Origin of the sequence: Novosphingobium sp. ST904 (assembly GCF_001298105.1) — a bacterium.
Taxonomy (GTDB): Bacteria; Pseudomonadota; Alphaproteobacteria; order Sphingomonadales; family Sphingomonadaceae; genus Novosphingobium.
Window position 1 is genome coordinate 142,923 of sequence record NZ_LGJH01000166.1, and the last position, 19,175, is coordinate 162,097.

Genomic DNA, 19,175 nt, shown 5'->3' on the forward strand with positions numbered 1-19,175 from the left:
TAGGCTGCGGCCAAGCGCGAGACGCGCCGCTTCAGCACCGGTTCAGGCCGCAAAGCCCCAAGAGAGAGCATGCCCTTCGCGCGAATTGCCGCACTCGTTCTGAGTTCCCTGGCGCTGCTCGGCTGGTCCGCCGCGCCGGCAAGCGCACAGTCGATCCTGCGCGACGCGGAAACAGAAGCCCTGCTCAAGGACATGTCGCGACCGCTCATCACGGCGGCGGGGCTCGACCCCAGCCATGTCGATATCGTCCTCGTCAACGATTCCTCGGTGAACGCCTTCGTGGCGGGCGGGCAGGCGGTCTACGTCAACAGCGGGCTCATCAACCAGGCCGATACCGCCGCCGAAGTGCAGGGCGTGATCGCGCACGAACTGGGCCATGTCACCGGCGGCCATGCCGTGCTGAACCAGGGCGCGCAGCCGGCCACCAATATCTCGATTCTCTCGCTCCTGCTGGGCGCGGCGGCCGCGGCCGTGGGCGGCGGCGAAGCGGCGATGGGCGTCATCATGGCGGGCCAGCAGGCGGCCATGGGCAAGTACCTCGCCTATAGCCGCTCGCAGGAAGCCTCGGCGGATGCGGCGGGCGCGCAGTACCTGTCCACGGCGGGAATCAGCGGGCGCGGTTCGGTGGAATTCTTCAAGAAGCTTCAGAACCTCGAGTTCCGCTACGGCTACCGGGCGCAGGACGGTGACGAGTTCTACTCCACGCACCCCCTCACCGGCGACCGCATCCAGACCTTGCAGGACGTCTACGAAAAGGACCCGGCCTGGTCCAAGCCGGACGATGCCAAGCTGCAACAGCGCTTCGTGCGAATGAAGGCCAAGCTGTTCGGCTATCTGGCCGAGCCGCGCGACGTGCTGCGCGTCTATCCTGAGACGGACAATTCGGTGCCCGCGCATTACGCCCGCGCCTATGCCTATCACCGCCAGTCGCAGCTCGATCGCGCCCGTGCCGAAACCGATGCCTTGCTGATGGTCGATCCCGACGATCCCTATTTCCTGGAACTGAAGGGGCAGGTGCTGCTCGAATCGGGCCAGGCGGCGGAGGCGCTGGTGCCGCTGCGCAAGGCGACCGAACTGACCGGCTACCAGCCGCTGATCGCCACGCTGTTCGGCCACGCCCTCATCGCCACCGAAGACCCGGCCCATTTCGCCGAGGCGCAGTCGGTGCTGAAGAACGCGGTGGCCCGCGACCGGGAGAATCCGTTCACATGGTACCAGCTCGGCACCATCTATGCCGCCAACGGCGATATGCCGCGCGCCCGGCTCGCCAGCGCCGAACAGCAATCGCTGACGGGCCAGATGGATGCCGCGCTGATGAATGCGCAGGCGGCCGAAACCGGCCTGCCTACAGGCTCGCCGGACTGGCTGCGCGCGCAGGATATCGAGATGCAGGCGCGCGCCGAACTGGAACGTTCCAGGAAGCGCCGCTAGGGCGGCTGGACACATTACGGGATTCTGGAAAAGACAAATGGGTAGTGGCACGAAATTCGCAGTGATCGCAGGATGCGTCGCTCTGGTCGGCGTGGGCGGTTGGTTCGGCGGCCGCCCGGCGATCGAGAAGATCGTTCACGACTATATCCTCGAACATCCCGAAATCCTGCCGCAGGCGATGGAGAACCTGCAGCGCAAGCAGGCCAGCCAGCAACTTGCCGGCGTGCGCCAGAACGTGGAGACGCCGTTCCCCGGCGCGGTGCTGGGGAATCCGCAAGGCAAGGTTACGCTGGTCGAATTCACGGACTATGCCTGCGGTTACTGCCGCCGCAGCCTGCCCGACGTGGCCCAGCTCCTGAAGAAGAACCCGGACCTGCGCATCGTCGTGCGCGAACTGCCGATCATCGGGCCGGAAAGTCCGGCCGCTGCGAAGATGGCGCTCGCCGCCGCCGAGCAAGGCAAGTATTCGCAGTTCCACGATGCCATGTTCGCCATGGGGCAGGTCGATGCGCAGAGCATCGAGGCCGCCGCCCGGCAGGCCGGACTCGACCTGGAACGCGCCCGCAAGGTCGCGGCCGGCCCGGCGGTGGAGCAGGAGCTTTCGCGCAACCTCGAAATCGCCAGCCGGCTGGGCTTCAGCGGCACGCCGAGCTGGGTCGCGGGTGAGCGGCTGATTTCCGGCGCGGTCGGCGTGGACCAGCTATCGGATGCGGTGTCCGAAGCACGTGGCGGTTGAGGAAGGAGCCTTTCCGCATTTTCGGCAGTTTCCGCCCGGCACCGATTTCGGCTAGGAAGCGTGCATGAGCGTGCTGCCGATCCAACCGATCCCCTTCTTCGCCAACAAGGACAAGGCCTTCTGGCGTCTCCAGTTCGTCGGGTGGGGTGGCGCCATGCTGCTCCGCACGATGTCCACGATCGCCAATTCCCAGCCTTTGACCTCGCTGGTGCTGGTGCTGATCGCGACGATCACCGGCTTCTCGATCTCGCTGGTGCTGTCGGTGGTCTATCGCACGCTGATAACGCGGCGCGCGCTGGTGACCTGGGGGCTGACCGCGCTGATCCTGCCGTTTGCGGTGGGCCTGCACGCCTTCATCGATGCCTGGGTGATCTCGCTCTACCGAACGGACAGCGATGCGAGCTTCACCCAGTTGTTCCTCGGGGTGTTCTACCTCGACGCGACGCTGCTGGGGGCATGGTCGGCGCTTTACTACGCGATCAATTTCTACCTTCAGGTGGAAGAGCAGAACGACCAGATGATCCGGCTGGAGAACCAGGCAACGCAGGCCCAGCTTGCGATGCTGCGTTACCAGCTCAATCCGCACTTCCTGTTCAACACGCTGAACTCGATTTCCACGCTGGTCCTGCTCAAGCAGACCGAGCCGGCCAATGCCATGCTCAGCCGCCTTTCGTCGTTCCTGCGCTATACCCTGGTGAACAAGCCCTCGGCACGTGTTACCGTGGCAACCGAGGTGGAGACGCTTGAACTCTACCTCGACATCGAACTCATGCGATTCGAGGAACGGCTGCGCACCACCTTCCATATCGATCCGGAAACCGAAACCTGCCTGCTGCCTTCGCTGCTGCTTCAGCCGTTGGTGGAAAATTCGATCAAATATGCCGTGACTCCGCAGGAATCCGGGGCTGAGATCACCATCACCACGCAACTCGTCGGGCCGATGCTTCGCATCACCGTCTCGGACACCGGGCCGGGCTTGCAAAGTCCGACGACGGACAACAGGTTGTCGGGCATGACTTACGATGGAGGGGAGCCGGTCTCCACCGGCGTTGGCCTGGCGAACATTCGCGACCGCCTTTCGCAAGCCTATGGTGAACACCACCGTTTTGAGACGATCGAACCGATCGAGGGCGGCTTCGCGGTGCTCATCGAACTTCCCGCCGAGCGCCAACCCACCCCGGAAGACATGATCGAGCAGCCGCGGCAGCCTGTTTTCGCCGCGCGATGAAACATATTTGGCCCACGTGCGTTAGCCGGGCCGGAGAAAGTAACTGATGACCATTCGCACGATCCTCGTCGACGACGAGAAACTCGCCATCCAGGGCCTTCAGCTTCGTCTGGAGAAGTATCCTGATGTCGAGATCATCGACACCTGCTCGAACGGCCGCGAGGCCATCCGCAAGATCAAGACCGAAAAGCCCGACCTCGTCTTCCTCGACATCCAGATGCCCGGTTTCGACGGTTTCTCGGTGGTGAAGGGGGTCATGGAGATCGAACCGCCGCTGTTCGTCTTCGTAACCGCCTATCAGGAACATGCCGTCCGCGCCTTCGAGGCGAACGCGGTGAACTACCTGATGAAGCCGGTGGACGAGACCAAGCTCGACGATACCCTCGCCCGCGTGCGCCAGCGCCTTGCCGAGAAGCGTTCGTCGGACGAGGCGGAAAAGCTCAAGACGGTGCTGGCCGAAGTGGCGCCCGATGCGATCGATCACATCCCCGAGGAAGCCGATCCCAACGCGGACCGCTACGAGAAGCTCATCAACATCAAGGATCGCGGCCAGATCTTCCGCATCGATGTCGATTCGATCGAGCATATCGAGGCCGCCGGCGATTACATGTGCATCCGCACCGCCGACAATTCGCTGATCCTGCGCGAAACGATGAAGGATCTCGAACGCCGCCTGGACCCGCGCGTGTTCCAGCGCGTTCACCGCTCGACCATCGTCAACCTCAACCAGGTTCGCCAGGTCAAGCCGCACACCAACGGCGAATGCTTCCTCGTGCTCGATTCGGGCGCGCAGGTGAAAGTCAGCCGTTCCTATCGCGACGTCATCGCGCGCTTCGTTCACTGAGCCGGTAGCGCCGCTTTCGAATTCGGGAAATGCGGGGCCGTGAGGCCCTGCATTTTCACGCCGTCTCGTTGCCCCATTTGAGCGTCTGCGGATCACCGAGCGTGACGAGTCGCCGGAGCGATGCGCGCGCGAGCCTTTCCGTCTCCACCTTGCGACGGGCGGCGGCAAGCTGGCGCAGCGGGGCAGGGCGCAGGATTTCCGCGTCATAACCGTCGGCCACGATCACCCCGCATTGCTCCGGCAGAAAAGCCTCGGTTTCCAGCGGCGCACGGTCGATCGAGGGCGGCAGGCCCCAGTAGAAACGGTCGCAATAGTCGAGATAGTCGGTCCACTTCCCGTCGCCGAGCAGGTCGGCGCGGGATACCTTTATCTCGACGATGATGACATGGCCCTTGGCGTCGATCCCCATGAGATCCGCCCGGCGCCCGCAGCGCAGCGGCATTTCCGACAGGCACCAGATATCGTTGCGGGCGAAAAGTCGCCCGATTCCGCGTGCGACGTCGTTGGCAACGAACGAGGTCAGCGGCGGTGCGAGGGGGGAATCAGCGTCGGCCATGCCTTCATCATAAGAACATAGAGGGAACTTTCAAGCGATCCCTGCGGGTATGCGCGGGGCGGAGGGATATCCGTCCCCATGTTTTCCCAAGCCCATGACGATATGGATTGATTTGGCGCTGGTAGTCCTCCGCAGGCTCTGCTAGTCGCCCCAGCACTGCACCCGTAGCTCAGCTGGATAGAGCGCTGCCCTCCGAAGGCAGAGGCCACAGGTTCGAATCCTGTCGGGTGCACCAGTTTTTCAATGACTTAGATCATCGTCAGTCATTCTGTATGGAATGAGTATGGAAAACGAGGGGGGACAATACCCTCACCAACCCGGTGCGACCTACCGGTTGAAGTAGCATTGCCAGATACGCGCTCCACTCGATTACCTTGGCGGAAACGGCAGGGTTTTTGACGACGCTAGGCTCTCAATCGATCCCGAATCGACTGCCTTTGAGAATCACGGTTGCCCGCCTTTGTTCGGGCGCCATTGGCGTTATCGCGTCGAGGCTCGAAGGCGGCTGGCTTTCGCAATGGGAGCGAGCCACAAAATCAAGGGTCCTACCTAGTTGGGTTCGTCGCAGACAAGCGAGTTGAGACCGCTCTTTCTCGCCGTGATGCTAGTCGGCATTATGCTGACAGTTACAAGTTCCAGTCTAGCGATGGCGGACGCGCCGAGCATTTGGAACGGATGCCAGCAGATGAGGGGGCTCGCCTGTGAAGAATGCATTGAATGTCGTTATGGCCGCCACCGTGGTTTGCATGGCTCAGCCCGTGCAGGCTGCCATTCCCGTAGGTCAACGCTGGTCGATCGGTGAGGAGCGAGAAGTAGACGAAGGGATCTACTTCAAACTTCTAAGGGTCGAAAACGGGTGGCGGCTCTGGCGGATCGAAACAAGATCAAGCGTGGAGTGCCGGGCCGTCAAGTCTGCTCGCGGAAAGGTGCACCCGTTCCCGATAGGCGCCGGGACCATGTTTGGATTTGGCGAACCCTATATCACGATTTGGAAGCATCAAGGCGGGGTGCTCTACTACTGGAAGGGCGCCGACTTCGAAAATTCTATGGTCCAAATTCGGCGTGAGGGAGCGAAATTTTGGGACATCGACAAGGGGGACGAGGCATTCAGCGACAGTGACCTTGTGGAGGTGAATGTCAGCAGTTGGGAATATCCAGCCGTCCGGTTCGGATACCACGAAACAAGGGGCGTGCTAGACTTCACGGGCTGGGCCGCCATGCGCCAAGCGGTTGATGACTGCGACGGTGCTCGGCCATAGTGCAGCCCTACCCATGGTAGCAGCTATATGTGAGTTGGAATCCGACACAATGCCAATTGGCTGATTTCCGGCGTTTTTGCTTGTCAGCATATCGGTATCCAATACCGCGATGAACGACAATTCTTTCAGTCTCAGTCCAACGTATCGGAATCCAGTACCGGCATTCTGCCTGAATCTCGGTCCTTCCGATACGCCTTCAGTGCACGCATTCCGCGTTCCATCCGCTTGTGTGCTTTGGTGCCCGGCTGCGGCTGATGTTCCATAAATGCCATCGAGGGACCCTTGCGACCAGGACCGGCCAGCCAGGTCAATCTCCAGCATCGAGCACGGGACTTCTCAGCGGCTTTGATGTGGAAAGAGGCGTCTTCGGTCATCTCGACAAAGCCGAGTTCCTGCAACTCATCAAATGCGCTGCGGACGGCAGTTAGATCGGCCATACCAAGACGTCCCGCTGCATCACGAATGCTGAGATAGAGGCTCCCGTTGTTCTCGCCGTTGTCGAGCATTGTCAGTTCGACGAGGAGGGCGCGGGCGGCAACGCTGAGCGCGCGATAGGCTGGCGAGTTCAACAGGCGGTGATCCAGCCGCGCAAAGCGCGAGGTGGGGTTGCGGCCAGTCTGGTTTGGTTTGTTCCGTCGCTTGCGCACGGCAAGTTACTCCCGGCAGCGGGGTTGATCCGGTGAAAGGAAACGGGGCGACAGTTGCCAGCCGCCCCGCCTCGTTCCCGTCTGTCAGTCTGAAATGATTGTCAGGAGCGTTACGGCTGAGCACAGGACGTATCGCCCATGCTTGCCGCCTTCGTGGGCCTCCCAGAGCATCGGGATTGCCAGCCGGTGCTTGTGGCGCAGGACCATGATGTAGTGAGACAGACGGAAGGCCCAGGAAGCGATTTCCAGTGCTGTCACGCCAGCAGCCCCGGCCTTGACCAGTGCGAGGAGCGTTCGGGCGGTCTGGCCCGTCACGGTGATTGGCTGATCCTCCGGCCCGGTGGCCTTCACGACAAGCCGCTTGAAGGGCGGCTGGGGCGCATGATAGGGCAAACCCGGTTCATTGGCTCCCGAGCCGTTGTCACTTGCCCCCAGAGCCGTTGCTGCGGCGCTGGGGGCATCTTCAAACAAGTCATCCATTGGATAACTCCCCGCCGTGCGTCGGTAGGCTGGCTGCCCACACTTCGGCATCGGCAACCGAGATGCGCGTTGCTCGGCCAATTTTCCTGATCGGGATGCGATGGGCGGCCACCTCGCGATAAAAGGAGCTGTGGCTGATTTTGTAGCGGTCCTTGAATTCCGCCACCGTCAACAGTTGGGTCATTGCTGGTTCCCATGCCGCTGTAAGGACGTCGCGGAATTGCGCAGTGCCTCAGGGCATGTCCGTTCATTCCACCGAACCGGTCGGAAATTGGATCAATGAGGGACCGAAAATTTGCGCGCTCGTTGCGGCAATCAGGGATAGCGCAGTATTCGTCCGACCTTGCCGCACAGATTTTTCACCCGCATTGCAACGTTTTCGGGATCGATTGCCACCTTTGCATCATCGGAAAATGCCGTCGCAAACTCGGCAATCGCTTTCCACGGAAGGATGGGAGACAACATCGGTGCTCTTGGGAAGTGGATTCCGCCGGCTCGATGTTCGTCCTTGCGAAATCCTGTAGCGAAGTCTGCAAGCACCAGCGCGACGGCAATCTCACGTTCGGGAAGGCGCGCAGGGAATGCATCGTAAAGTAGCGGGCCGAATCGCACCGGGAAGCGGTCAGGGCGCAATGACTGCTTTTCAAAATCTCGGAGTGCGTTCGCGACGGCGTTGCAACCGTCTTCGTACGTCATTTCGATTTGGGCCTCTGGGCACAACGCAGCCGCAATGGAGATTCCCAAGTTACGCTCTGCCTTTCTGCCCTCTGATCTGCTTATCGCCTGCCGAAATGCTCGCGTAGCCTTTGCCAGCGCTTCTCGGTGCTTCACGCCTCGCTTTCGGCTGGCAATCAGATCCACATCAGCTTGCCAGTCGTAGGCCTTCCAGCGCTTGGAAGCATCCATGAGATAGTCCCTCAGCGGAAAATAGCCCGATAAGTCATTGTCGGGCCAATTAGGGCCAGCCCAATCAGCCAGCGAAAACGACGCGGGATGAAAGTGCTCTGGGATTGGTGCTCTACCTGGGGCAACCCATAGTGGGGTTACATTCTGAAAGTAGGCCGTATTCACGGTGTCGGGGCGATTGCGAGGCTTTGCCATGGCTAAAGTAAGGCAGCGGCTCTGCCGCCTTCCGTTTCTTCCGCAGGGTCATTTTTTTGATGAGGAGGAGTGTTGCTCATAGAGCAAGTTCCCCGAGAGCCTTGACCGCTGCATCGCTGGCAAGGTGCCCATAATGCCGTTCGATCATTTCGGCGCTGGTGCCCGAAATCTGCGCGATGGTGAGCAATGGCAAGCCCGCGCTCACAAGGTCGGTGATGGTGCTGTGCCGCAAGGTGTAGGCAGTCGCATCGGCTGGCAATTCGGCAGCGGTCACGGCGGCGGCGATGGGCCTTTTCCAGCTATCCTTGTCCCATGCCTTGCCATTTGCTCGCATGAACAGCGGAGCGGCAGGCAGCTTGCCCTTGGCCTGATTGGCGAGCAGTTGGGCAGCCTCTTGCGGCAACTGGATGCGCCTCGCCTTGCCGGTCTTGTCTTTGCCGATTGTCAGTTCCGCCGTGCGCTTGTCGAAGTCGCCAGCCGTCAACGCCGCCATCGCGCCGGGGCGAAGCGGCAGGAGGCAAAGGGCACGCACGAACGGCGCCGCCTCGGCATCGGTGTTGTCGATCAGCTTCCGGCGCTGCTTGCGGTCCAGATATAGGGTGCGCCGTCCGTTGGCGTTGGGAATGGCCTTCAAGGCCTCCTGCCATGCCGCCTCGCTGTTCGGAGCGCCGGGAGAGAGAACCTTCCTCAAGGCGGCTCGCAGCACGGCCATATCCCGGTTAACGGTGGATGGTGCCCGATCCCGCTCGACTGGATCCCCCTTCCTTCGCCGGCTCACCAATGCGGGTTGCGCTTCCAGCCGGTCGCGCCATTCCCGCACATGACGACGGCGCAACTTGTCCAGCTTCACTTTGGAGATGGCGTCGCCATAGATATAGCGGTGAAACCGCCTTTCTGCCTCCGGTCTATCCTTGGCATATTCGCGGCAGGCATCGGCAACGGTTTCCATCTTGGCGCGAATTTTCCCACCCGATTCCACCAACTCCGCCAGCTTCTCGGCCTCGCGCTTCGCTGCGGCGAACATCTCGTTTCCCGGTAGCGTGCCGAAGTCGCCCAGCGACTTGACCTGATACTTGCCTGCATCCTCGTCATAGGCGCGGGCAATCCATGTGCCTTTGCCGCCGCGCTTGGATGGACGGAAGCCAAGGAAACAGCCGGCGCGGAGACGTTGCCAATGCGGTTCACGTTGCGCTTTCAGCCGGTCGCGATTGCCCACTTTGCTCAGGTCCAACGCCATCGCCTGCTACCTCACTCAATCTCGTATGGAACGAGTATGGAATACATATGGGGATGTATGGAAACAAGCGGGGATGCGAAACAGCGCTATTCCAGTGCTTTCATTGTTCCACGCGATCCGCGAATGTCCAGATTCTCTGCACTCCGAAGGCAGAGGCCACAGGTTCGAATCCTGTCGGGTGCACCATTTCCTCCATCGACGGTTCAGTGAAAGTCGCGTGATCGCGGCAGGATTCGCACATTGCGCGGATGCTGCGGGCGCACCACCTCATCGGCGCGCGAGAGTGGCGGGTCGGTTTCGTGAACTTCGGACAGCCGGGCCAGTTCCGCGGAGCGATCGTGGATGCGCTGGGCCATGAGGTGGACGACGCCTTCGGGGCTGACCTGGACGATACCCTCCACTACCATGAGCCGCGCGGCCATGACTTCGCGGCGATAGGTTTCGAACAGCCGGGCCCAGATCACCACGTTGGCGATCCCTTCTTCATCCTCCAGCGTGACGAAGATCGCATTGCCCTCTCCAGGACGCTGACGAACCAGCACGACTCCGGCGACTTTGACGTGCTTGCCCTTCTTCTGTGCCAGTTCAGTGCATCTCAGTACGCCTTCTGCCGCGAAGAACGGGCGCAGGAAGCTCATCGGATGGGCCTTCAGCGAGAGGCGCGTCGTCTGGTAGTCGGCCGCGACCTGTTCGGAAAGCGGCATGGCGGGCAGGGCCGCAGGCGGCTCCTCACCCAGTTCGCGGGCGCGGGCGGCGGCGAAAAGCGGCAACTCTCCGATAGGTGTGCGGCGCGCTTCCCACAGGCCTTCACGCCGGTCCAGACCGATCGATCGCAAGGCATCGGCATCGGCCAGAAGGTTGAGCGCACGCTGGGGCAGGCCGGCACGCCGGGCGAGGTCTTCGAGGTTGGTGTAAGGGCGGTGCGCCTTGATACCGTCGGCCCAATCCTCGCGAAATCCGCTGATCTGGCGCAGGCCCAGCCGCAGCGCGAGTTTGCCTTTCGCATTCCGCTCCAGCGTGCAATCCCATTCGCTTTGGTTCGCATCGACGGGGCGGACTTCCACGCCGTGCTCCTGTGCGCAGCGCACGATCTGGGCCGGGGCGTAGAAGCCCATGGGCTGCGAATTGAGCAAGGCTGCGGCGAAAACGGCCGGGTAGTGGTGTTTGATATAGGCCGAGACCCACACCAGCCGCGCGAAGGCGAGGGCATGGCTTTCCGGGAAGCCATAACTGCCGAAACCCTCGATCTGCCTGAAGCAGCGCTCGGCGAAGTCCTGCTGGTATCCGCGTGCGATCATCCCGCCGACCATTTTGCCGCGCAGGGAGTCGATGGTGCCGAGATTGCGGAAGGTCGCCATGGCGCGGCGGAGCTGGTTGGCTTCGGCATCGGAAAAGTTCGCGGCGGTGATGGCCAGCCTCATCGCCTGTTCCTGGAACAGGGGAACGCCCAGTGTCTTGCCTAGCACCTCGTGGAGTTCCCTGGGGTCATGCGGCGGGGCGGGAGAAGGAAATTCCACCTTCTCGATCCCTTGCCTGCGGCGCAGATAGGGATGGACCATGTCCCCCTGAATCGGGCCGGGCCGAACGATGGCGACCTGAATGACCAGATCATAGAAATTCTCCGGTTTCAGCCGGGGCAACATGTTCATCTGCGCGCGGCTCTCGACCTGGAAGACGCCGATGCTGTCGCCGCGCTGGAGCATCTCGTAGACGGCGCGGACATGGGGTGGGTTGTTCCTGTGGTCTTCCTCGTCACCCGGCACCGAGTTCAGCTGATACTGGCGGCCGATGTGAGTCTCGATCATCGCGAAAGCCTTGCCGATGCAGGTCAGCATGCCGAGCGCCAGGATATCGACCTTCATCAGGCCGAGCGTGTCGATGTCGTCCTTGTCCCATTCTATGAAGGTGCGGTCTTCCATGGCGGCGTTGTGGATCGGCACGGTCTCGTCGAGCCGGTCCTGAGTCAGGACGAAGCCGCCGACATGCTGGGAAAGGTGGCGGGGGAACTCCAGAATCGCTTCGGTGAAGCGATTGACCCGCGCGATCGTCGGGTTGTCGGGGTCGAGTCCGGCTTCGAGGCAGCGGTTCCGATCGTATTTGGCGGCGTAGCTGCCCCAGACAGTGCTGGCGAGACGGGCGGTTACGTCCTCGCTCAGGCCCAGCGCCTTGCCGGTGTCGCGGGCGGCGCTGCGCGAGCGGTAGTGGATCACCGTGGCGGCGATCCCGGCGCGGTCCCGGCCGTAGCGCTTGTAGATGTACTGCATCACCTCTTCACGTCGCTCGTGCTCGAAATCGACGTCGATATCCGGCGGTTCCTTGCGCTCGGTGGAGATGAAGCGGGAGAACAGGAGGCTGTGTTTCACGGGATCGACGGCCGTGACCCCGAGGATGAAGCAGACAGCGGAATTGGCCGCCGAGCCGCGCCCCTGGCAGAGGATGCCCTGCCCTTGCGCCCATTGGACGATATCGTGGACGGTGAGGAAGTAGGCGGCGTACTGCTGCTTCCCGATGATCTCCAGTTCCCCGGCGAGCAGCCCGGTCAGCTTGTCGGGAATGCCTTGCGGATAGAGGTCGCTTGCCCGGCTCCAGACAAGTTCGGTCAGCCAGCCTTGCGCGGTATAGCCATAGGGCACCGGCTCGTGCGGGTATTGGTAACGCAAGTCGTCGAGCTTGAACGCGATGCCGTTCATGAAGTCCTGGGTGGCGGCGATCGCTTCGGGGGCGGCGGCGAAGAGGCGTGCCATTTCGGCAGCGGGTTTCAGGTGCCGTTCGGCATTGGCGGCGAGACGGCGGCCGGCGGCCTGCACCGTGGTTTTCTCGCGGATCGCGGTCATGACGTCGTGGAGGGGGCGGTTCTCTGGCTTGTCGTATTGCGCGTCGTTGATGGCGATCAGCGGCACGCCGGTCATGGCGGCCTGTTCGCGCAGGGCCATTAAGCGGCGGGCGTCGCGGCCCTGACGCAGCATCGTCGCACCCAGCCACACCTTGCCGGGGGCTGCATCCCAGAGTCGGCGCAAGAGGTCGTCTGAGGCGGGCGTGGCGACGATCAGTTGCATGTCCTCCAGGAAGGCGAGCAGGTCGTCGAGGTGCAGTACGCAGTTGCCCTTGGTCGTGCGCAAGTTGCCGGTGGTGAGCAGGCGAGTCAGGCGGCCCCAGCCGTAGCGGGTGGTCGGATAAGCCAGGATTTCGGGCGTGTCGTCGGCAAAGACCAGCCTTGCGCCGACCATGAGGCGGAAATCGGGCAGGGTCTCGCCCTCCGCCTCGGCCTTTTCCGCGAACTTGCGCAGCGCGGCGAGGGCGCGGGCGACGCCGGACACGGTATTACGATCGGCGATGCCGATACCGGGGTGGCCGAGGGCCATGGCCCAGAGCGTCATCTCACCCGGTGTGCTGGCGCCGCGCAGGAACGAATAGGCCGTCGTCGTGGCGAATTCGACATAAGGCGGCGTGTCCGCACTCATGCGAAGACGCCGTGCAGATACCAGCGGGGATCGGTCTTCTCGCTGCCGTAAAGGCCGTGGCGGAACAGCCAGAAGCGGCGGCCGTCCTCGTCCTCTATCCGATAGTAGTCGCGGGTGGGGCCTGTGGCCTCGACCGTCTTCCACCAGGGATAGGCGAGGCGCTCCGGTCCTTCCTGCCGTACGACCCGATGTTGCCGGCCCTGCCAGCCGAACCGGCGCGGGGGGCCGTCGGGCACTTCGGCCAGGACGGTGACAGGCTGGGGCGGGTCGAACAGGAACAGCGGGCGCAGGGGCGGTTCGCCCACTTCCGGCTGGGGCCAGGATTGTGGGGCCGAGGCGGCGGGTACGAGGCGGTCTGCATATTCCGGCAAATGTTCATCGCGCGGGGCGAAGCGGTGAAGGCATTCGGCCCCGAAGCGTACCTGCAAGCGGTCCAGCAGGGGGGCGAGGTCCGGCTTGCCGGAGGTTTCTTCATCCAGCCGTACCTGTCCCTCCGATACGTCTTCATGCAGCGGAACGGAAAGGCGTAGCAGGTCGTAGCCGAATCCCGGATCGAGCGGATCGGCCAGCGATTCGATGCGTTCGCGGAACAGCCGCACGACATCGGCGGGTTCGCGCAGGGGCAAGCCGCTGTCTACCGCCAGCCGGGCGATATGACCGTCGGTGCGAAACAGGGAGACTTCGTAGCGCCGCCCCCCGCGTCCGCGCGCGACGAGCAGATCCCGCGCCTGTCCGGCCAGCCATTCGATCACGCCGAGCAGGGGTTTGACCGTTGCCATCGGTTCGGCGAAACGCTGCTCCACCCAGATCGGGGGCAGGGTGCGGTGCGGGGTGATGCGCCGATCCTGCTCCTCCAGCAGGCGGGCGAGGGCTATCGACATGGCTTTGCCGAACCGGGCGGCGAGAGGCGCGCGGGGGCGGTCCGCGAGTTGTCCGACAGTGCGCAGCCCCGCCCGTCGCAGGGCGAGGTGGGCGTCTTCTCCCAGGGCGAGCGCGCTCACCGGCAGTTCGCGCAAGCTGGTCTTGCCGAAGCGGGCGAGCGCGAGCGCGCATCCGGGGTTGCGGCTGAGGCGGCCAGTGCGCGCAGACCCAGCCGGGAGAGGCGGGTTACGAGATCGTTCCGCACGCCGGTTTCGTCCATTTCCAGACTGTCGAAGCAGCCGGTGAGGTCTAGCACCATTGCGTCCTCGCCATCGGGGGCGACCATCGGCGTGTAACGCTCGCAGGCCTCGACCACGCGCAGCAGCAGGGCATTGTCCGCTTCGGGGCGATGCTCCAGCGCGACAAGGTCGGGTTCCTGCGCGCGGGCGTCGGCCAGCATCATCCCCGCCGAAAGGCCGAGCGAGAGCGCGGCGGGGGACAGTGCCATGATGCGCTGCGCCCCGCGTTGCTTCGCGATGAGGGCGAAAGCCGCGTCAGGCGGCGCTGCGCCTTCCCGCATCGCCCGTTCGGACGGCAGGAAGGGCAGATAGATCGCCAGATAGCGGCGCTCGGCCAAGTATCGGCGCTCGGCCAGGTATCGGTGCTCGGAAGGTGCCTCGCTCACGATCCCATTCCAGTTGCAGGTTGAGTCCCTCTCGCCCGCCGCGCCGGCGCAGCAGGGTAATGTCGAACACCGGACCTCCCGGTGCATCGGCGGGCAGGGGGACCGAGGGCGCGCTGGCCACTTGCCAGCGGGTATGGGCGGCGCTGGGCGTCGGTTCGGCGCCGCTGCGCACGATCATCACCATGGTGCCGCTCTGTTCCGCCGCCAGCGCGAGACGGCGGGAAGCGGTAAGATCGAAGGTGGGCGCGCGCCCGTCCATCTCCATCACCACCGCTGCCGCGCCGCCGTGCCGCACGCAGTCCACACCCGCGCGCAGCAGGCTCTGGATATCGGGCAGGCGCATCAGCACTATCGCGGCGGGATCGATGCCGAGTTCGACAAGGCCGGGCGCATAAGGGCGCTGCCGGGATTGCTTGCCCTTTGCCAGACGCAGCCAGATCAGCGGTCCGCTTGGCCTGCATCCCTGGACCGTGCCCTGAACCACGCAAAGCAGGGCCAGGGCGAGTGCGGCGCTGCCGTCCTGAGCGCCGGCGGCGTAGAATTCGTGAACGCCGTCCTGCTGCAAAGGCGCTCGGGCCAGCCCTCAAGAGAGGGCTGCACGAGGCTCGCGGCACGTTTGAGGCGACTCGAATCGAACATATGTTCATATTATGTTCTATTTCTGTCCTGCGCAATCGAAGTCCGTTCGATCATGGGATGCGCATGGGGAAAAGGTTTCGGGCATCGCTCGCCAAGTCACATTGTGGCATTCCGCCTAGGGTCTCCGGCATAGCTACCGACCCAGAGAAGGACTCACGAAGCATGGCCAGTTCCGCTCCCGCGCCGCTGGAGGCCGTCCCGCCCGTCACCACTGCTGCCGCATGGCGCGGAGACCGACTGGCCGCTACCGACGAGTGGATCTACATGCTCTCGGACGATCAGGTTGCCGAACTGGAGCAGCTGGGTACCCGCTTCCTGGCCGAGAACCCGGACCTGCGCACCGTCACTGCCGAGGAATATCCGCTGGTCGCCTGTGCCGATGCCGTCGAATCATGGGGCGCGGACGTGGACTATGGGCGCGGTTTCGTGCTGGTCCGGGGCCTGCGCACCCAGCTCTATTCGGATGCCCTGTCTAACGCGATCTACTACGTGCTCGGCCTGCATATGGGCGATCCGATCCGCCAGAACGAGATGGGCGACCTGATCGACCACGTCTACGCCACCAGCGACAAGACCATGGACGATCCCACCGCGCTGTCCTCCAAGGTACGCGACAAGCTGGTCTATCATTCGGACAGCTCGGATATCGTCGCGCTCATGTGCCTGCGTCCGGCCAAGGAGGGCGGGCTTTCCTGCCTCGTTTCCGGTGCCGAAATCTACAACGAGATCCTGCGCCGCCGCCCCGATCTGGCGCCGCTGCTGCTCGAACCCTTCCACTGGGACTGGCGCCGTCAGGACCACAATGCCCCGGCGGATACCTATACCTCGCCGATCGTCAGCCTCGTGGACGGGGTGTTCTCGATGTATGCGGGTTCGCTCTATATCCTCACCGCGCAGGAATACGAAGGCGTGCCCAAGCTGACGCCCGAGCAGATCGAGGTGCTCGAACTCTTCGATACGATCACTTACGAAGAGGGCATGGCGATCGAGATGGATTTCCGCCCCGGCGACATCCAGTGGCTTTCCAACTACGCCGCGCTCCATGCCCGCACCACGTTCTGGGACTGGCCCGAGCCGCAGCGCAAGCGCCATCTCCTGCGCCTTTGGCTGAGCCGCGATGCCGGGCGTCCGGTGGTGGACGGTTTCGGCAAGAACGGTGTCGTCCAGCACCGCGCCGCGCCGCGTGACGGGAAGGAAGAGCATCCCGATGGGCACTTCGACGTGTTCTCCGTCTCGGTGCCGCGCCTGATGAGCTGATGAAGGGAATGCAGGGGGGCAGGCTCCCCCCCTGCACCGCTCAAGAGGGCCGGGGGGCCAGCATTTCCAGCACTTCGTCCGTCGTCTTCACATCGGCGAAGTTCAGCCGCAGATTGAGAAGTGCGGCGTTGTGTTCCTCGTCGCTCACGGCTGCGCAGGCGTCCGCAACGACGATCACTTTCCAGCCCCGCATGTTGGCCTCCCGCGCCGTCGATTCCACGCAGACGTTAGTGAGCGTGCCTGCCAGCACGACGAGTTCCACGTCGCTTACCCGAAGCACCTTCTCCAGCGCGCCCGCCGGGCAGGACATGGCGCCGTAGCGGTACTTGTCGAGCACGAGGTCGTCCTCTCGGCATTCCATGGCCTGATGGATGGCGTGCGACCGCGTGCCTGCGCGCAAGGCTTCCACCGCACGGGCGACCATGGGGTCCGACATGTCGTACTGCCATGCGGGAACCGCGAGGTGCGGTTCGTCGCTGACCGTCTGGCGGGTCCAGATGGCCTGTCCTCCCGCCCGGCGCATGGCTGCTGCCAGCCGATTGATCGGCTCGATCGCCGCGCGGGCGTAGGCGTTGCCGAAGACCTCGCCCTCGGCAACGAAGGCAGCCTGCATGTCGATCACGACCAGCGCACTGCGGGCGGGGAGGATCGTATCGAAGCTGTTGTATCCCGCCCCGCGCGCAACGGCCCATTCGGGAAGCCGCGCCCGGTGCATCAGGCGGGTTCGAACGCAGTGGAAAGCGAAAGCGATTCCCATTCGTCCATCTGCGCGCCCACGAAGGCGATCTGGTCGCGGGCGTAGTGCAGGGCGTCTTCACCAAGGAACAGGTGCAGCGGGGGTTCCGGCGCATCGAGCGCCGCGAGAATCGCTTCGGCTCCGCGCGTGGGATCGCCTTTTTCGCTGCCGGCACCCTCCGTCAGGCTGCGGCGGGCAAAGTGCGCGCCTTCCTCATAGTCCGCGATGTCCTTCGCGGCGACCTTGAGACCCGAGGCGGCGAATCCGGTACGGAAGCCGCCCGGCGCGACATTGGTGACCCGGATGCCCATCGGTGCCACTTCCTGCGCAAGGGTTTGCCCCACGCATTCGAGGGCATATTTGCTGGCGCCGTAGATGGCCGTGCCCGCCCAGGGGGCATGTCCAGAAACCGAAGTGATGTTGACTACGTGACCGGCGCGTCTCGCCCGCATGGCGGGAAGCACCGCCTGGATCATGCGGATCGCGCCGAACAGGTTGATCTCGAACAGCGCCTTGGCTTCTTCGATGGAGACTTCCTCGATCGCGCCGACCAGACCGTAACCGGCATTGTTGAGCAGGCGGTCGATTCCGCCGGTCAGTTCCTCGGCCCTGGCAACGGCGGACCGGACCGAGGCCTCGTCGGTCAGGTCTACGGTGAGGACATGCGCGCGGCCCGGTGCCAGCGCCTCGAATTCCGGGTCTCCCGCACTTCGGGTCGTGCCGACGACCACGTCCCCGCGTGCGAGCGCGGCACGCGCCACCGCGCGGCCGAGGCCGCCGCCGATGCCCGTGATGAGCCATTTCGTCATCTTCGTTTCCCTTCAGGATTGGCGTAGAACTATCGAAGCAGAAATACCGGCGCCGGTGCGGGCTCGGTCAAGGAGAGAGTAGGAGGAGGGCCGAGCCGCGCTCTTTGCGCTGGAGACCGCAATTGTTGCGGCAGCGCGCACGGCGGCGCCTCGCGCTTGACCTGCCTGTGGGGGCCATGCAGCTCATGACAAAAGCAGGGGCGCGAAACAGGTTGGGCGCCAGACAAGTTAGGTGACAGCTTTGGCAGTTCACATCTTCGGTTCGATCAATCTCGATATCATCACTTCGCTGGAGCATCTTCCCCGGCCCGGCGAGACGGTCATGGCCACGGCCACGGCCAGGCTACCGGGCGGAAAAGGCGCAAACCAGGCCGTTGCGGCGGCAAGGATGGGGGCGGAAACCTACATGGTGGGTGCGGTGGGCGAAGGCGATTCGGGAAGCTGGATGCTCTCGCGCCTCAAGGCGGACGGCATCGACGTCGGCGGCGTTGCCATGTTGCCCGGCGTGGACACCGGCACAGCTTATATCGCCGTGGATTCGGTGGGCGAGAATCAGATCATCGTCGTGCCCGGCGCCAATGCGCGGCTGAGGGACGCCAGGCCGGTGAGCGAGGGCGTGTTGCTTGCCCAGCTCGAAGTGCCGGTTTCCGCCCTGCTGCCCGTTTTCGCGAAGTCGAAGGCGGTCCGCATCCTCAACGGCGCCCCCGCCGTGCTGGAAGGACGGGCGCTGTTCGAACATGTCGATATCCTGATCGTGAACCAGCACGAGATGGCCGCTTTCCTCGGCCTCGAAAGTGCGCCTGACAATGACGACATGGCCGTGATCGCAGAAACCGCGCGCGGGCTCCTGCGGCGGGAGGATCAGACCGTCATCGTCACTCTGGGGGCGGCGGGCGCGCTGGCGGTGCGGACCGGCTGGCAGCTTCACGTTCCCGCCCTGCCGGTGATCCCGGTGGACACGATCGGCGCAGGGGACTGTTTCTGCGGAGCGCTGGCAGCGCTGCTTGACGAGGGCGTCTCCCTTGAGGAGGCGCTGCCCTATGCCACTGTCGCTGCCGCACTCTGCACGCTGGGGCAGGGAGCCGCACCGGCGATGCCGATGCGGGAGGCGGTGGAGGACCTCATCGGCAGGCCGGCAACAGAACATGCGCTGCCAATCAAGAACCGGTCGGCCGCTTCCCTAAGCTGATCGGCGCACAAGCGAGGCA

Annotated in this window: 19 protein-coding genes and 1 tRNA gene; 8 read left to right on the top strand and 12 right to left on the bottom strand. The window is 63.7% G+C overall.

Features of this window, described 5'->3' with window-relative positions:
• The first annotated feature begins 69 nt into the window (after positions 1 to 69).
• The 4 genes from ADT71_RS28680 (at position 70) to ADT71_RS28695 (ending at position 4,239) form a co-directional block, all read left to right on the top strand.
• A complete protein-coding gene (locus tag ADT71_RS28680) occupies positions 70 to 1,431 on the top strand; it encodes a M48 family metalloprotease (protein WP_054442107.1) in 1,362 nt (453 codons plus the stop codon).
• Positions 1,432 to 1,468: 37 nt separating this feature from the next.
• Complete coding sequence (locus ADT71_RS28685) at positions 1,469 to 2,167, top strand: DsbA family protein (protein WP_054442108.1); 699 nt, start codon at positions 1,469 to 1,471, stop codon at positions 2,165 to 2,167.
• Positions 2,168 to 2,231: 64 nt separating this feature from the next.
• Positions 2,232 to 3,395, top strand: coding sequence for a sensor histidine kinase (locus ADT71_RS28690; protein ID WP_054442109.1), 1,164 nt, complete (start codon positions 2,232 to 2,234; stop codon positions 3,393 to 3,395).
• A gap of 46 nt (positions 3,396 to 3,441) precedes the next feature.
• Positions 3,442 to 4,239 carry a LytTR family DNA-binding domain-containing protein gene (locus ADT71_RS28695; RefSeq protein WP_054442110.1) on the top strand — a complete coding sequence of 266 codons (798 nt, stop codon included), beginning with the start codon at positions 3,442 to 3,444 and terminating at the stop codon, positions 4,237 to 4,239.
• Between the two features lie 55 nt (positions 4,240 to 4,294).
• Here ADT71_RS28695 and ADT71_RS28700 read toward each other — a convergent pair whose 3' ends face one another.
• A complete protein-coding gene (locus ADT71_RS28700; protein WP_054442111.1) occupies positions 4,295 to 4,795 on the bottom strand; it encodes an MmcB family DNA repair protein in 501 nt (166 codons plus the stop codon).
• A 158-nt stretch (positions 4,796 to 4,953) separates the two neighbouring features.
• On the opposite strand from ADT71_RS28700, the gene ADT71_RS28705 reads away from it, so the two are divergent.
• Both ADT71_RS28705 and ADT71_RS28710 read left to right on the top strand, forming a co-directional pair.
• Positions 4,954 to 5,030: transfer RNA gene (locus tag ADT71_RS28705), tRNA-Arg, on the top strand.
• 466 nt (positions 5,031 to 5,496) lie between these two features.
• A complete protein-coding gene (locus tag ADT71_RS28710) occupies positions 5,497 to 6,054 on the top strand; it encodes a hypothetical protein (protein ID WP_054442112.1) in 558 nt (185 codons plus the stop codon).
• Between the two features lie 131 nt (positions 6,055 to 6,185).
• On the opposite strand, the gene ADT71_RS28715 is transcribed toward ADT71_RS28710, so the two are convergent.
• From ADT71_RS28715 to ADT71_RS28755, 9 genes are all read right to left on the bottom strand, one after another.
• Positions 6,186 to 6,701, bottom strand: coding sequence for a hypothetical protein (locus tag ADT71_RS28715; protein WP_054442113.1), 516 nt, complete (start codon positions 6,699 to 6,701; stop codon positions 6,186 to 6,188).
• Between the two features lie 84 nt (positions 6,702 to 6,785).
• Positions 6,786 to 7,181: a hypothetical protein gene (locus ADT71_RS28720; RefSeq protein ID WP_082370621.1), complete on the bottom strand. Its 396-nt coding sequence runs from the start codon at positions 7,179 to 7,181 to the stop codon at positions 6,786 to 6,788.
• A complete protein-coding gene (locus ADT71_RS28725) occupies positions 7,174 to 7,365 on the bottom strand; it encodes a helix-turn-helix domain-containing protein (protein ID WP_054442114.1) in 192 nt (63 codons plus the stop codon). The genes ADT71_RS28720 and ADT71_RS28725 overlap by 8 nt, the downstream gene beginning before the upstream one ends.
• 131 nt (positions 7,366 to 7,496) lie before the next feature.
• Positions 7,497 to 8,087 carry a hypothetical protein gene (locus tag ADT71_RS31765; protein ID WP_132468641.1) on the bottom strand — a complete coding sequence of 197 codons (591 nt, stop codon included), beginning with the start codon at positions 8,085 to 8,087 and terminating at the stop codon, positions 7,497 to 7,499.
• Between the two features lie 271 nt (positions 8,088 to 8,358).
• A complete protein-coding gene (locus ADT71_RS28735) occupies positions 8,359 to 9,519 on the bottom strand; it encodes a tyrosine-type recombinase/integrase (protein WP_054442116.1) in 1,161 nt (386 codons plus the stop codon).
• Between the two features lie 203 nt (positions 9,520 to 9,722).
• On the bottom strand, positions 9,723 to 12,980 hold the full coding sequence (locus ADT71_RS28740) for an error-prone DNA polymerase (RefSeq protein WP_054442117.1): 3,258 nt from the start codon (positions 12,978 to 12,980) through the stop codon (positions 9,723 to 9,725).
• Positions 12,977 to 13,981 carry a DUF6504 family protein gene (locus ADT71_RS31770; RefSeq protein WP_369818364.1) on the bottom strand — a complete coding sequence of 335 codons (1,005 nt, stop codon included), beginning with the start codon at positions 13,979 to 13,981 and terminating at the stop codon, positions 12,977 to 12,979. Before ADT71_RS31770 ends, ADT71_RS28740 begins: the two co-directional genes overlap by 4 nt.
• Positions 13,978 to 14,478 carry a hypothetical protein gene (locus ADT71_RS36135; protein WP_369818365.1) on the bottom strand — a complete coding sequence of 167 codons (501 nt, stop codon included), beginning with the start codon at positions 14,476 to 14,478 and terminating at the stop codon, positions 13,978 to 13,980. The genes ADT71_RS31770 and ADT71_RS36135 overlap by 4 nt, the downstream gene beginning before the upstream one ends.
• Complete coding sequence (locus tag ADT71_RS28755) at positions 14,396 to 15,091, bottom strand: ImuA family protein (protein WP_054442120.1); 696 nt, start codon at positions 15,089 to 15,091, stop codon at positions 14,396 to 14,398. The genes ADT71_RS36135 and ADT71_RS28755 overlap by 83 nt, the downstream gene beginning before the upstream one ends.
• Positions 15,092 to 15,327: 236 nt before the next feature.
• Here ADT71_RS28755 and ADT71_RS28760 point away from each other — a divergent pair, with 236 nt between their 5' ends.
• Positions 15,328 to 16,422, top strand: coding sequence for a TauD/TfdA family dioxygenase (locus tag ADT71_RS28760; RefSeq protein ID WP_054442121.1), 1,095 nt, complete (start codon positions 15,328 to 15,330; stop codon positions 16,420 to 16,422).
• A 40-nt stretch (positions 16,423 to 16,462) separates the two neighbouring features.
• Here the strand turns inward: ADT71_RS28760 and ADT71_RS28765 are convergent, their stop codons facing one another.
• Together ADT71_RS28765 and ADT71_RS28770 are read right to left on the bottom strand one after the other, a co-directional pair.
• Positions 16,463 to 17,179 (bottom strand): cysteine hydrolase, encoded by a 717-nt coding sequence (locus tag ADT71_RS28765; RefSeq protein WP_231636292.1) that lies wholly within the window; start codon positions 17,177 to 17,179, stop codon positions 16,463 to 16,465.
• Entirely contained in the window at positions 17,137 to 17,967 is an 831-nt protein-coding gene (locus ADT71_RS28770) for an oxidoreductase (RefSeq protein ID WP_054442123.1), read from the bottom strand. Before ADT71_RS28770 ends, ADT71_RS28765 begins: the two co-directional genes overlap by 43 nt.
• A gap of 232 nt (positions 17,968 to 18,199) precedes the next feature.
• Here ADT71_RS28770 and ADT71_RS28775 point away from each other — a divergent pair, with 232 nt between their 5' ends.
• A complete protein-coding gene (locus ADT71_RS28775; protein ID WP_231636293.1) occupies positions 18,200 to 19,156 on the top strand; it encodes a ribokinase in 957 nt (318 codons plus the stop codon).
• The last annotated feature ends 19 nt before the right edge of the window (positions 19,157 to 19,175 follow it).

Excerpts from the sequence above, each read along its gene's own strand:
- ADT71_RS31765 (WP_132468641.1), bottom strand. The coding sequence starts at position 8,087 with ATGGATGCTTCCAAGCGCTGGAAGGCCTACGACTGGCAAGCTGATGTG.
- ADT71_RS28765 (WP_231636292.1), bottom strand. The coding sequence starts at position 17,179 with ATGGGAATCGCTTTCGCTTTCCACTGCGTTCGAACCCGCCTGATGCAC.
- ADT71_RS28760 (WP_054442121.1), top strand. The coding sequence starts at position 15,328 with ATGGCCAGTTCCGCTCCCGCGCCGCTGGAGGCCGTCCCGCCCGTCACC.
- ADT71_RS28735 (WP_054442116.1), bottom strand. The coding sequence starts at position 9,519 with ATGGCGTTGGACCTGAGCAAAGTGGGCAATCGCGACCGGCTGAAAGCG.
- ADT71_RS28690 (WP_054442109.1), top strand. The coding sequence starts at position 2,232 with ATGAGCGTGCTGCCGATCCAACCGATCCCCTTCTTCGCCAACAAGGAC.
- ADT71_RS28720 (WP_082370621.1), bottom strand. The coding sequence starts at position 7,181 with ATGGATGACTTGTTTGAAGATGCCCCCAGCGCCGCAGCAACGGCTCTG.
- ADT71_RS28685 (WP_054442108.1), top strand. The coding sequence starts at position 1,469 with ATGGGTAGTGGCACGAAATTCGCAGTGATCGCAGGATGCGTCGCTCTG.
- ADT71_RS28700 (WP_054442111.1), bottom strand. The coding sequence starts at position 4,795 with ATGGCCGACGCTGATTCCCCCCTCGCACCGCCGCTGACCTCGTTCGTT.
- ADT71_RS28695 (WP_054442110.1), top strand. The coding sequence starts at position 3,442 with ATGACCATTCGCACGATCCTCGTCGACGACGAGAAACTCGCCATCCAG.
- ADT71_RS28725 (WP_054442114.1), bottom strand. The coding sequence starts at position 7,365 with ATGACCCAACTGTTGACGGTGGCGGAATTCAAGGACCGCTACAAAATC.
- ADT71_RS28770 (WP_054442123.1), bottom strand. The coding sequence starts at position 17,967 with ATGACGAAATGGCTCATCACGGGCATCGGCGGCGGCCTCGGCCGCGCG.
- ADT71_RS28680 (WP_054442107.1), top strand. The coding sequence starts at position 70 with ATGCCCTTCGCGCGAATTGCCGCACTCGTTCTGAGTTCCCTGGCGCTG.
- ADT71_RS28740 (WP_054442117.1), bottom strand. The coding sequence starts at position 12,980 with ATGAGTGCGGACACGCCGCCTTATGTCGAATTCGCCACGACGACGGCC.